9 protein-coding genes and 4 pseudogenes are annotated in these 11,939 nt (G+C 69.0%); 5 read left to right on the top strand and 8 right to left on the bottom strand.

Annotated features, from left to right (window positions below; all coding sequences use genetic code 11):
• Positions 1-151: pseudogene (locus E0F75_RS00420) on the top strand (IS701 family transposase); the annotation flags it as partial.
• A gap of 181 nt (positions 152-332) precedes the next feature.
• On the opposite strand, the pseudogene E0F75_RS00415 reads toward E0F75_RS00420, so the two are convergent.
• The 3 genes and pseudogenes from E0F75_RS00415 to E0F75_RS00405 form a co-directional block, all read right to left on the bottom strand.
• Positions 333-1,402 (bottom strand): annotated as a pseudogene (locus tag E0F75_RS00415) (IS110 family transposase); the annotation flags it as partial.
• Positions 1,403-1,787: 385 nt separating this feature from the next.
• Positions 1,788-2,219, bottom strand: a complete 432-nt coding sequence (locus E0F75_RS00410; protein ID WP_187620418.1) for a hypothetical protein — start codon at positions 2,217-2,219, stop codon at positions 1,788-1,790.
• 857 nt (positions 2,220-3,076) lie between these two features.
• The gene (locus tag E0F75_RS00405) at positions 3,077-3,259 is read right to left on the bottom strand and encodes a hypothetical protein (RefSeq protein ID WP_229312392.1); all 183 of its coding nucleotides are present in this window, start codon (positions 3,257-3,259) and stop codon (positions 3,077-3,079) included.
• A gap of 227 nt (positions 3,260-3,486) precedes the next feature.
• Here E0F75_RS00405 and E0F75_RS40605 point away from each other — a divergent pair.
• Positions 3,487-3,804, top strand: a pseudogene (locus E0F75_RS40605) (DUF3560 domain-containing protein); the annotation flags it as partial.
• A gap of 149 nt (positions 3,805-3,953) precedes the next feature.
• On the opposite strand, the gene E0F75_RS00400 reads toward E0F75_RS40605, so the two are convergent.
• Positions 3,954-4,358, bottom strand: coding sequence for an mRNA interferase PemK (locus E0F75_RS00400; protein WP_023547126.1), 405 nt, complete (start codon positions 4,356-4,358; stop codon positions 3,954-3,956).
• 166 nt (positions 4,359-4,524) lie between these two features.
• Here E0F75_RS00400 and E0F75_RS00395 point away from each other — a divergent pair.
• Positions 4,525-4,767 (top strand): annotated as a pseudogene (locus E0F75_RS00395) (transposase); the annotation flags it as partial.
• A 797-nt stretch (positions 4,768-5,564) separates the two neighbouring features.
• Here E0F75_RS00395 and E0F75_RS00385 read toward each other — a convergent pair.
• The 4 genes from E0F75_RS00385 to E0F75_RS00370 all read right to left on the bottom strand — a co-directional run bounded on the left by E0F75_RS00385 (position 5,565) and on the right by E0F75_RS00370 (position 9,426).
• Positions 5,565-6,359 carry an IS5 family transposase gene (locus tag E0F75_RS00385; protein WP_187620416.1) on the bottom strand — a complete coding sequence of 265 codons (795 nt, stop codon included), beginning with the start codon at positions 6,357-6,359 and terminating at the stop codon, positions 5,565-5,567.
• Positions 6,360-6,726: 367 nt separating this feature from the next.
• A complete protein-coding gene (locus tag E0F75_RS00380; RefSeq protein ID WP_187620415.1) occupies positions 6,727-7,125 on the bottom strand; it encodes a RidA family protein in 399 nt (132 codons plus the stop codon).
• Between the two features lie 105 nt (positions 7,126-7,230).
• Entirely contained in the window at positions 7,231-8,118 is an 888-nt protein-coding gene (locus tag E0F75_RS00375; RefSeq protein ID WP_229312391.1) for a ketopantoate reductase family protein, read from the bottom strand.
• Positions 8,119-8,250: 132 nt separating this feature from the next.
• On the bottom strand, positions 8,251-9,426 hold the full coding sequence (locus tag E0F75_RS00370) for an MFS transporter (RefSeq protein WP_187620971.1): 1,176 nt from the start codon (positions 9,424-9,426) through the stop codon (positions 8,251-8,253).
• Positions 9,427-9,481: 55 nt separating this feature from the next.
• Between E0F75_RS00370 and E0F75_RS00365 the strand changes: the two genes are divergently transcribed.
• Positions 9,482-10,960, top strand: a complete 1,479-nt coding sequence (locus tag E0F75_RS00365; RefSeq protein ID WP_187620414.1) for a PLP-dependent aminotransferase family protein — start codon at positions 9,482-9,484, stop codon at positions 10,958-10,960.
• Entirely contained in the window at positions 10,948-11,664 is a 717-nt protein-coding gene (locus E0F75_RS00360; protein ID WP_187620413.1) for a maleylpyruvate isomerase family mycothiol-dependent enzyme, read from the top strand. Before E0F75_RS00365 ends, E0F75_RS00360 begins: the two co-directional genes overlap by 13 nt.
• Positions 11,665-11,939 lie beyond the last annotated feature (275 nt).

Below are 11,939 nucleotides of genomic sequence, written 5' to 3'. Positions count from 1 at the left end.
GACCTGCACCGAGATCCAACGCCTGTTCACCACCCTGACCAGCCGGGCCCACGACCTCGCGCACCGACTCCGCTGGTCACACTGGCGACGCCGACACCAGGCCCGTGCCCGCGACTGCCACTACCGACGGCAAGCAGCCGCCCGGCCATGAAGATCACGATCTACCGGCTGGAGTACTAGGCCGGCCGTTCAAGCCTGTAGGGCTGCATGGCCGTCGTGGGCCAGCCCGCGAGACAGAACTGTATGGGGAAGACCCGATAGGGCCTCGCCTCAGCCGGCGGCGCCCCATACACCTTCGCCGCCTCGCGACCTCATTCTGAAACCATCAGTTAGTAGGTCCGGGATGTGGGGTCGGCCAGGGCCGCGAACGCGGAAAGGAAGAAGGCCCGTTTGAGCTGCTTGTTTCCGCGGCTGGAGGGCTGTTCGCCGCGGATTGAGGACCCGGAACTGCGGGTCGCGGGTGCGAGTCCGGCGTAGGCGGCGAGGTGGCCGCGGTCGGGAAGGTGCTGCCGTCGCCGACCTCGATCAGGATGCGGGCTCCGGTCCTGACGCCGATTTTCGGCATCGACCTCAGGACCTTCGAAAGAGGATGGGCTTCCAGGAGTTCTTCGATCCGTCCGGCCAACAGCTTGCGCGCGCTGGTCAAGGACGGCGGTCAGGGATCCGGCCAGGCTCGGGACGATCAACGCGGCCGCCTCGGTCCCGGGAGCGGTGACCGTCTGTTCGTCCAGGGCGGCGAAGATCTCCTCGACCAGCCGCTCGGCCATTCTCGGCGCCTTCGGCCGTAACAGCGTCACCAGACGGAGTCGGCCAGCCTTGCGTATCAGGGCCGGTGACCCGATCCGCTCCAGCAGCGTGAGGACGGCCGGGTGCTGCAACTGCGGTCCCAGGACCCGTTCCAGCGACGGGTGGATCTGGGTCAGCAGGCCGTGCAGCCGGTTCGTGACCCTCGTCGCTTCCCCTGCCAGGTCGTCGTCGAACCCGACGATCATCTCCAGCTCGGCGATCGTCTCGTCCTCGCCGTCGATCGCCCGCAGCGTGTGGGGCATCGCGCGGGCGGCGTCCGCGATGATGAACGCGTCCTTCGCGTCCGTCTTGGCTTCGCCCGGGTAGAGGTCGGCGATCCGCCGCATCGACAGCCCCGGAAGGTAAGCGGCCGGGCAGCCCATGTCCCTTGCGACCGCCAGCGGCAGAGCACCGATCGAGGCCGGCTGGTCGACCACCACCAGCACCGTTCCGTGCTGGGCCTTCAGCTTGGCGAACAGCTCGCGGAGCTTGGGTTCGGTGTTGGGTAGCCGCTTGTCGAAGGCCTTTTCCCGGCCGGGGTGACGGCGATGGCGTGGTGTTCGCCTTTGCCCACGTCCAGGCCGAGGAAGACGTCGATGTCGCCGGTGTCGACCACGTGCAGGCCCCTCCATCACGCCTTTTCGTCCGGCCTTGCCTCGGCACCGAGCTGCCACACCCACGTTACGGAGAGCTCTTCCGGCTCAGGTGAAGCCGGTGCTCAAGTCTCTCATCAGCGGTCCGTCGATGCCTCCGGGCCCGGTGACACCACCCGCCCCGGATCATCAACAACAAGGGGGGAAGTCATGCCGGACCCGAAGGTCGGAGGCCCCATTGCGGAGCCATGAAAAAGGTAACGGGGGGCCAAGCCGAGCGCGGCTGGTCCTCAGCCCCCGCCCGCTGGCCCGTGGGTGAACTGGGCAGTCGCGCAGCACCTTGACCACCAGCAGCCCCGGCCACCCTGCCCCTGTCCCGGTCCAGCTCGCCTCACTCACCTGCGGCGGTCACGCGCAGCCCGGACCGTTCGGGTTGACGTTGCAGCTCACCTGCCAATTGCTCCAGGAGCCGTTGGTGTAGCGCACCCGGAACCAGTAGTTGTCGTCGCTGCCGATGGCCGCGATGGTGAAGTTGTAGGGGTTGTCCTGCAGATATCCGATTTCGATCCCGCTCTTCACCCACCCGCCCATGGATACCCAGCCGTTCCAGGAGCCGTCGGTGTAGGTCCAGTTCGTCCACACCGCATGATCGGCGCCGACGACGAACTCTTCCTTCGTCCCGTCGGGGAACTTCGTGGTCGAGATGCCGTACTCGCAGAAGAACTTCTGGCTCTTGTTCGTGCAGTAGGTCGCCGCCTGCGCCGGCGCCGCCGCGACACCAACCCCGGCGAAGGCGGCCAGGGCCGCAACTGCCGCGAGGGCACTCTTGAATCTGCGCATATCCATGTTCCTTTGCATAGTGGCGTGGTCGTGCCGGGGAAGAGGGTGAGCCAACGCCTCGACGTCCCCGGCATGTCAATATCCTCGGCCTCTCCTCTAACGTCACGCTGGCGATTCGCTTACGTCCGCGCGGGACGAGTTCTCGGAGCCCTGGTGGTGGGCATGCGCCGGGAGGTGGAGGTCGCGCGGCAGATGGGCCGCGAGCAGCACGTCGTCCGCCCCGGCCCCGTTCACCTACCGGCGTCCGGACGCGGTCGTGGTCGGCATGTCGACAGCGCACGCAAGCTGCCCCAGCGCCACCAGGCCCGGGTCAGGGCGCGGCTTGTCGTGCTGATTGGGATTGGCGGGTACGGATGACCGAGGAGATGGGCGACACCAACCCGCCGGTGACGCCCATGATTGCCAGAGGCGACCAGATGGTCGTCCCGCAGTCTTCGAAAGTGACGTACGGCACCGCCTACTTCAACGCGGGCGGCAGCCGATGGAGGGACTGCTGGGCGACCTGTCACTCTCTCAGGCCCCGGCGAAGGAGTTCCCGCCCGTGCTGGACGCCTTGACCGGCTCCTGAACGCGGTCGGAGGCCGCGTCGGCCTCGCAGACCGGGAAGAGCGGTGATGCCCCGGGGCGCCGGCCGACGGTGTCCCCGCGGCCGCGCGCGGCGTTGTGACCGGCATGGGACTGGTGGAGAAGGCGGGGCCTGGCATCGAGAAGCAGGATGATGGCAGCCGGAGCCTCACGATCACCCGCCCGACGCCGACCCCCACCCCATGGACGTATCACCACCGTCGGCGGCACCTCCGCCCGGGGCCCGCGCCCGGACGGAGCTGCCGCCCCCGACGTGATTCTTCTGCCGCTGTCTACTCGGGCTGGGTGATAGTCAGTGCCCAGCGGACGGACTGTGACGTGGCGTCGACGCCGACGGAGAAGGAACCCGCGCGGACTACGCCCGCCGGCATGGTGACCGAGCCGCGGCCAGGTCCGTCGCCCGGACAGTCCACGGTGAAGGCGGCCACCTTGGTCTGCTGGGACTCCATCGTCACGCTTAGGGCGCCACCGCCGTCACAGGCCACGGTCAGGACTGTGGGCAGCCCTTCCCACGCGCCTGCCGATACGACACCGCCGTCTCCCCACTGCTCTTGCACCCACACGAGACCTTCCGGCCCGGGATGCGGCAGCAGGACGTCGCCCGTCGGCGCCGCGAACGCTGTACCTCCTGTGCCCCAGACGAGGAACGCAGCCGCCGCAGAGGCCAATACCGCCGGGATACGTGCCATTTCCTACCCCCTGTCAATTGCTAACCGTGCGAGGAAGCCTGCCCCTTCGAACGCTCGCACGCCTGAGTAGGGATACTCAGCGAGATCCGGACGGCGATGACGCTTTCGGCCATTCGCCCGGGCTGAGCGGTTCAGCGATCGCGCCGACTGCGCCGCCGGCGCCGGTCCTTGTCGGCGACCACTCCGAGAAGCGGCACTGCGCAGCTCTCGACCGCATCGACAGCAAGATGTGTAGGGGCTTGGAAGAGGGCAGCCGTGCGGAGCACTACGCCAGCCGCGCTGACACTGCCGCCGGCTATGAGCGGCACCGCAAGGACCCGGCGCGCACCTTGCGCTGCCTTACTACTCCAGCCGTAGATCGTGATCTCGGTGGTGAGGGGTGCCGAGGCGGCAGGTGGCCAGCGTCGATCATCTCGGCCGAGATCGCCCACGCCGTCGCGGGCGTCGGCTCCTTCTCCGTCTACCCGAGTTCACCGAGACGGAGGGCGTCCCTTATCTCGCTGAGCTTCGCGGTTGTGGCCGGGGTCCGCTCCTGCGCTTGTTCGGCGAGTCGGAGGGCGTCGTCAATCTCGCTGAGTTTCACGGAGGACAGGACGGCCGCCCGCTCTATCAGGTCGTCCCGGGACACAGTGGTCAGCCACGTGCAAGGGGTGAAGCCTGGACGCGGGAACGCGAGCCGCAGCACGCCTTCGAACGGCAGTCCTTCACCGGCGCCGACCGTCACTTCGATGCCCAGACCGCTGATGTCGACGCCCGCCGGAGCGACGACCTGCATCACCCGGATCCCGGACGTGTCGTCTCCCGACAGCAGTACGACCAACCTCCGCTCGTCGAACTGGACCCACCAGACTTCGCCACGTTGCACAAGTCCTCCAGACACATGACGGCAGGCAGACGCTGCGCGACCCTGACGCGCTGTGGAGACGGGTGCGGCCACTGTTGATCATCGGTGCGTGAAGACTGAAGATCACGCGGTGGCCGCAGGTCACAGCGTAGACCCTGCCCGCTGGCAGGAGGCGTTCGAGGGCCTGATGGCCCGGATCGCGGGCCGGTTCGCCCGGGTCGAACCCCGACGTCGGGTCGGGCGGTTGGTGCTCGGGCTGATGTCGGACCTGCCGCGCAAGAACTGCTGGACCATCGCGGAGTGGGCCGGAGAGAGCACCCCGGACGGCATGCAGCACCTGCTCGGGCGGGCCAAGTGGGACGCCGACCAGGTCCGCGACGACGTGCGGGCCCACGTGCTGGAGCATTTGCGGGACGACCAGGCGGTTCTCCGGTACATGCGGTGAACGACGTACTTGGCCAAGCGGGCCACGTGGCGCTCAGCGCCAGCGGCTGCCCGTAGCGTTCGGGTGCCCCAGGGAGCGGACCGCTACGGTGTCGAAGCGGCTGACGAAGGCGGCGGCCCACAAACTGATCGGCGCCCAGGTCGGTACCTGACGTCGTCAGGCCTTCGTGCCGCCGGCAGCTTGGGCTGAGGGCATAAGAAGCCGTTGCTCAACCGAACGTGGTCGCTTGATTGGTACTGATCAGGCATGGCTTCGGTCGGGGTGAGGGAGGGATGAGGAGTCCTGTTTCCGTTCGATCGCTGAGGGGTGCGCGGTGGCGTCGATGCTGGGATTGCTGGAGGCGCGGGAAGCGGCTGCCCGTGAGCGGGTCGAAGATCTGCGGGAGGAGACGGACCGGGCGGCTCAGGCACTGGAGGCCGCCGAGATCGAGCTGGACCGGCGGGTGATCGCGCGGGAGGAGCTCGCCGAGGCCCTGGCTGTGTCCGCTGCCGAGACCACCGCCGTGACGGAGGCCGAGGGGGAATCGGCGCCCGCGCCAGTGTCGGGGACGACGGTGCCGCCCTGGCGGGAAGGGCTGCCTGCGACCCTTCTCTCGCCGGACTACCAGCGGATCCTGGGCGTGCTGGAAGACCGGCCGGGGCGGGGGCAGGGGCCGGTGCGGGCCAAGGACATCGCGGTGGTGCTGGGGCTGGAAACGTCGCCGGCGAAGGTCGAGGGGGTGCGGTCGAAGGCGAAACGCCTTGCGGAGCGCGGGTGGTTGGTCCAGGAAGCGTCGGGGATGTTCAGCGTCGGCCGCCGGCCCGTGGCCGGGCCAGTCGGCGGCCCATCCGCGGGATCATCGACCACCGGATCATCGCCTCGCTGGCGGCGGGCAGGGTTTCGTAGTCGCGGGCCAGGCGGCGCGAATGCATCAACCACGCGAACGTGCGCTCCACCACCCAGCGTCTCGGCAGCACCACGAACCCCTCCATGTCGTCGGTGCGCTTGACGATCTGCAGGGTGAGGTCGAGTTTCTCCTTCGCCCAGTCGACAAGGCCGCCCGTATAGCCGCCGTCGACCCAGACCAAGGTGATCTCGTGGTGCAGCGACCGCAGCCGCCCCAGCAGTCCGATGGCGGCATCCCGGTCGGGGATGTTCGCGGCGGTCACCGCGACGACCAGAAGCAGGCCCAGGCAGTCGGTGACGATGTGTCGCTTGCGGCCCGGTACTTTCTTGCCGCCGTCGTATCCGCGTGAGGCGACCGGCACCGACGCGGCAGCCCGTACCGACTGAGCGTCGATGATCCCCGCCGTCGGTTCCGTCTCGCGTCCTTCGCGTTCGCGGACCATCCCACGCAGACGGTCGTGGAACTCCGCGATCAGACCTGCCTGCCGCCAGCGGCGGAAGAAGGCGTAGACCCGGTCCCAAACGGGGAAGTCCGCGGGCATCGCCCGCCAGGAGATACCTCCCGCGACCAGGTAGCGGATCGCGTCCAGCATCTGACGGTGGCAGTAGCCCTCGGGCTGCCCGCCCCGGCCCTCCAGCCAGGCCGGCACCGGCAAGAGGGGCTTCACCTGCGCCCACTCCGCGTCCGTCATGTCCGACGGATACCGGCGTACCCGGTCCGGATGATCGGCCGCGTTCCCGTACACGTGCGCGAGGCAATCACATGACACGACGGTCGAGTTGAAGTCAACGTGCGCGGGCGCGTACAACAACAAAGGGGCCTCCCGACATGGCTTGGTTCGATTTACATCCCCGAGCTACCGAGAGGCCCTGTCTTCATGCGCGTACAACCGGAAGATCACCCGACCAGGAACTCTGTTTGACCCGCAGCTTCCAAGATCGGCTGAGATGCGGCTTCTCATGCCAGCTCCGGAGGCCGGGCGCCCCGTTGCGCGGCCACAAACACGCAATGGGGGAGGGGCTCCGCGTCGGGCTCGGGCAGTCGTGTCTTCGCGGAGCTCACGCCCCAGCGGGTAGCACTGCGAGTGCGTCGATCTCGACCCGGAACGCGGGATGGACCAGCCCGGCGACCTTGACGAGTGAGCAGGCTGGCGGGCGGGCCGTGTCCAGGTACTCGTCGCGCACCTGGCGGAAGGTGTCCAGATCGGCCAGGTTGGTCAGAAATACCGTCAGTTTGACCACGTAATCCATGGTGGCACCCGCCGCCTCCAACGCGGTGACCAGGTTCGCGAAGACCTGGCGTACCTGGGCCGCGGTATCCCCCGCGCCCACCACCCGCCCGTGGGCGTCCACCGGGACCTGTCCGGAGACGGCGACCATCGGCCCCGTGAACGCCACGGCATGGCTGTAGCCGTTGACCGGAGGGGTGCCGTCGGGTCGGACGAAGTGCTGCATCATGTCTCCTGAAAGCGGGCGGTGAACACGCCGGGGTGTTGTGTATGGCTTTGGACTGTCGGCACTTGACGAGGTGCCCCCTGCCGCCGTCGGTACGGGCCGGTGTTGCTACTGACTTGCTGTGGGAACCAGCTCTGCGACGAGACGTGCGGTAATCGGGGTCTCGATCCTGTGAGTGGCCGCGGCCCGTAGGACAGCCCCGCCGATGGCGTCGAGCTCGATCGGGTGGCCGTTCTCCGCGTCGCGCTGCATCGAGGACTTCATCATCTCGGGGGCCCGGTCGAAGAAGGAGAGCACGGCCTCGGCGGTTACCGGTGTGCCCGCGGCGCGGGCCACGGCAGTGATTTCGTCGAGTACGGCAAGCAGTTCGGACCGCCGCTCGTCGCGGATGGCGCCCACAGCGGACTGGTAGCGCGTGGTCAGCAGGGCGAACGGGGCGAGGAAGGAGAGTTTGTCCCAGAGCATCGTGCTCTCGTCGGTGCGCAGGGTCACGTCGAGGCCGGCGTGCCGAAGGTGGGATGCGAGGTCGGCGAGCGGGGCGGCCAGTTCGAGGGCGGTGAAGGGGCTGGTGTGCGCGATGCGTCCGGGCGAGGTGCGGGTGGCCTCGACCCTGATGGTTCCGGCCACGACCTGGCCGGCCGGATAGTGTCGGCGCAGTGCTGCGAGGTGGTCGAGTCCGTTGAGCAGCGGTACGACGATACCGTCGCCGAGGACCTGCGGCGGAACACGGTCGAGGGCGGCGGGCAGGGCGGTCTGCTTGACGGTCACGAAGGTGACGTCGACCGGTTCGCGCAGCAAGGTGTCAGCTTCGACCGGAGTGGTGAAGCCGCCGTACTGCGTGCTCTGCACTCGCAGGCCCTCGCGGCGCAGCACGGCGGTGGTCTCCTCGCCGGCCAGGCAGACGACGCGGTGTCCGTCGCGGGCGAGCAGCGCGCCGATCAGGCCACCGACACCGCCCGGCCCGAGGATGGCCACCGTCATGGTGTTCGTGGTCATGTGCGCTCCTGTTCTTGGGAGACCAGTGCCCGCTGGGCGGTCTCGTTGCTGAATGCGGTCAGTTCGTCGACGGATCGCGTCGGCAAGTGCTGGTGGTGGAGCCTTGGCCCCGGCCGTGTGTGGTTGCGCCGGTCATCGTCGTGAGCCGTTGGCCAGGCGGTCGCGCCAGGCCGGGGCTAGGGCGGTGAGCATCAGCGCGGCGGTGAGGGTGAAAGCCAATGGGTAGCCGGTCTGGCCTGCGAGCACCCCGAACCCGACAGCGCCGACGCCCATGCCCGCGTCGTAGGCGAAGTTCCACAGGGCGCTGACGGTGCCGTAGCCAGACGCGGGGACACGCGCGTACATCAGCGTCAGCGTGGCGTTCTGGGTGACTCCGAAACCGACCCCGAACAGGGCCACGCCGACGACAACGGCGACGGGGCTGTGGGTCAGAGAGGTGAGCAGCGTTCCTGCGGCGGAGACAACAAGGCCGGGCAGGACGAGTGAGGCCGGTCCGTGCCGGTCGCCGTGTCGGCCCGCGACCCAGCGGGCCACGGTTGACGCCGCGGACTGGACGAACAGGGCCATGGCGACGACTCCGGTAGAAGCCGACGGTACGGCAAGGGGGAGGAAGGTGACGGTGATTCCGGCAGCGAGCGCAGTAGCCGAGAAGACGACGGCGGGCCGCAGAAGAGCGGCCGTCCGGAACCCGGCCAGCACCCCGATCGACCGTCCCGAGGTCGGCTCGCGGTCTGGCAGGCCCGGCACCGAGACGACAGCGGCCAGCGCGGCCACCGCGCCAGCAATGCAGACCGGTACGTACCCCACGTGCCCTACCAGCCACACCCCCAGCGGCAGGGCCACCAGCGACGGAACCCCGGACACGATGCCAACCAGTGCCAGCCCCTCACCACGGCGCTCGGGCGGGATCAGCGACGCCGTCAGAGCGCCACCCGCGACGACCGTGAACGCGAAGCCCAGACCCCGCACGACACAGACCGCCGTGATCCAAACCGTGCTCCCGGAAGCGGTCAGCACCAGCGTGGGCGTGCCGAGGAGGACCAGCCCTGCCACCAGCGCCAGGCGGTAACCGAAGCGGGCAACGAACCAGGGAGTGGCCAGCCCGCCTCCGACCGTCGCCAGCATCAGCGCACCCGTGGCCAGTCCCGCGGCATAACCGCCTCCGCACACCTCGGCATAGAGGGGGACGACCGACAACAGCAGGTAGAAGCTCGTCGAGGCACCGATGACCGAGACGAAACGCAGCAGCAGGGGCCGCGTCACCAGCGGCGGCCGCGAACCGGCGCCCTCAGCTCGAGAGTTGATCATCCTGGTCACACGACGAAGCTAAAGGCCAAGCGGATCGCCAGTAAGATCCAATTCCATGCCTCTGGAGTGGTCCGGTCTGTCACCCGATCTGCTGCTGGTCATCGACCGGGACAGCGGCGAGCCGCTGCGATCCCAGCTGGAACTCCGGCTGCGGGACGCGATCCGGACCGGGCGGCTGCAGATCGGCGAACGGCTGCCGTCCTCCCGTGAACTCGCTCGGATGCTCGGGCTGTCGCGCGGGCTGGTGCAGGACTGCTACGCCCAGCTCCAAGCCGAGGGATACCTCGTGACACGCGTCGGCTCAGCCACCCGGGTCGCCGCCGGCGCGGGCGCACCGCCAGCGCCCACGTCACCGCCCTCGGCACCTCCACGCCTGGTGGCGGACTTCAAGTGGGGCGTCCCGGACTTGAGCAGTTTCCCGCTCGCCGACTGGCTGTGGGCCACGCGCGAGGCGGCACGCACCATGCCGACGGCGGCGCTTGATTACGGAGACCCGCGCGGCAATGTGGCTCTGCGCGAGGTCATGGCCGGATATCTGCGGCGGGTGCGCGCCGCCGCAGCGGATCCGGAACGGATCGTGATCTGCTCCGGCTACGCGCAGGGCCTCGGTCTGGCCCTGCACGCCCTGGCCCGGACAGGTGTCCGTACGGTGGCGTACGAGGACCCCGGCTCACCGGCCACGATCTCCTCTGCCGCGTCCTGGGCGGGCCTGTCGGCGATCCCGGTACCGGTCGACGAGCGCGGCATCGACGTGCAGGCACTCGCCGCGACCGACGCCCGCGCCGTCGTCATGACCCCTGCGCACCAGTGGCCCACCGGTGTCGCTCTGGCACCCGAGCGGCGGCTCGCCCTGATCGAGTGGGCCAGGAGCCGGGACGCCGTCGTCATCGAGGACGACTACGACGCCGAATTCCGCTACGACCGTGAGCCGGTGGGCGCCCTGCAAGGACTCGCCGCCGACCGCGTGATCTCCATAGGCACCGTCAGCAAGTCCCTCGCGCCCGCGCTGCGCATCGGGTGGATGCTCTGCCCGCCCGCGCTCACCGAGCTGATCATCGAGCACAAGCAGCTGAACGACCGCGGGTCGCCCACACTCGATCAGCTCGCCCTCGCGAGAATGATCGAGTCCGGCCGCTTCGACCGGCACCTGCGCCGGATGCGGACAACCTACGCGGCACGGCGCACGACCCTGGTGGCGGCGCTCGCCGAACATGCCCCCGAGGTCAGGGTGACCGGCCTCGCGGCGGGCTTCCACGCGGTAGCGCACCTCCACGGACCGGCCGACGAGCAAGACCTCATCGCCGCCGCGCACGCCCGATCCGTGGGCCTCTACGGAATGAGCACCTGCCGTTCTTCGCATGCGACAGAGCCAGTGCAGCTGATCCTGGGGTTCGGCAACGTCGGTGAACGCGCCATCACGGCAGGCATCACGGCGGTCGGAGGCCTGCTGAGGGGCCGATATCCCGCGTCGCAGGTCCGTCCGACGCTCGGCGACGACTACCCCGCCACTACGGTACGAACATGCTCGACATAATCGAGGAAGTCACCCGCTCCGGTGCCAGGATCACCGCCACCCTCGACGCGCTGACCGACCTGGAGATGCGTGCACCCTCGACGCTGGCCGGCTGGACCCGCGGCCACGTCATCACCCACCTGGCCCGCAGCATCGACGCCTATGGGTGGTTGCTCGCCGTGGCCCGAACCGGCATCGAACCCGCCCCGAGGACGGACGCCAAGTCGCTCGCCCGTACTGTCCGTGAAGGCACCGACCGCCCCGCGGCCGAACTCGCCACCGACCTGCGCAGCCGCCTTGCACACCTGGCCGAAGACGCCACATCGGTGCCCGTGGAACGTTGGGACACCCTGGTCACGGCACTGGCGGGCTGGCGGCACCCGGCCTGGTACACCCTCCACCGCTGCTGGCGCGAACTCGAAACGCACCACGTCGACCTGAACGCCGGCTACCGCACCACCGACTGGCCCAGCACGTACGTGATCTGGGCACTCGACGACACCATCACGGCGCTCGCCGCACTCGACTTCCCCGTCGCCCGGGTCAAAGCCCTCGACATCGGCCGATCCTGGACCCTGTCCCCGACCGGCCCCAACATCACCGGCTCCGGCCACGCCCTCCTCGGCTGGCTCAGCGGCCGCGCGCTCAACCCCCCGCTCACGTCCGACCGTCCACTGCCGGTCCCGCCCGACTGGCCCCTACCACCAGCCCCCGGCTGGAGCTGATCGCGAAGACCTCCCTACGGGTCGTCGAGTTGTCCGGAAGGCCCCTGCCTTCATGCCCGACCACGGGAAGATCACCCAACCGGGAACCCTCGTTCGACCGCCAAGCGAACCTCTCGGTACTACAACGGCTTCTAAGACCCCGACTCCGATCCCTCCCGTGCTCCATCGAGTCCTGCCGCGTCCGGGTCACGGGGTGCGGTCGTGGCCTTTGCTCGGTCTGGGGAAGCAGTGATCGACTTCCGGCCCTCCGTCTGAATTCCCGCGGCACCGACTGT

This window comes from Streptomyces sp. CB02980 (genome assembly GCF_014451325.2).
GTDB lineage: Bacteria > Actinomycetota > Actinomycetes > Streptomycetales > Streptomycetaceae > Streptomyces.
The sequence above is the reverse complement of the archived record's forward strand: the minus strand, read 5'-3'. Positions and strand labels throughout refer to the sequence as shown.

What these genes read in the sequence shown, in the direction of transcription:
- E0F75_RS00410 (WP_187620418.1), bottom strand. Translation starts at nt 2,219, where the DNA reads ATGCGCAGATTCAAGAGTGCCCTCGCGGCAGTTGCGGCCCTGGCCGCC.
- E0F75_RS00370 (WP_187620971.1), bottom strand. Translation starts at nt 9,426, where the DNA reads ATGATCAACTCTCGAGCTGAGGGCGCCGGTTCGCGGCCGCCGCTGGTG.
- E0F75_RS00375 (WP_229312391.1), bottom strand. Translation starts at nt 8,118, where the DNA reads ATGACCACGAACACCATGACGGTGGCCATCCTCGGGCCGGGCGGTGTC.
- E0F75_RS00380 (WP_187620415.1), bottom strand. Translation starts at nt 7,125, where the DNA reads ATGATGCAGCACTTCGTCCGACCCGACGGCACCCCTCCGGTCAACGGC.
- E0F75_RS00385 (WP_187620416.1), bottom strand. Translation starts at nt 6,359, where the DNA reads ATGACGGACGCGGAGTGGGCGCAGGTGAAGCCCCTCTTGCCGGTGCCG.
- E0F75_RS00360 (WP_187620413.1), top strand. Translation starts at nt 10,948, where the DNA reads ATGCTCGACATAATCGAGGAAGTCACCCGCTCCGGTGCCAGGATCACC.
- E0F75_RS00365 (WP_187620414.1), top strand. Translation starts at nt 9,482, where the DNA reads ATGCCTCTGGAGTGGTCCGGTCTGTCACCCGATCTGCTGCTGGTCATC.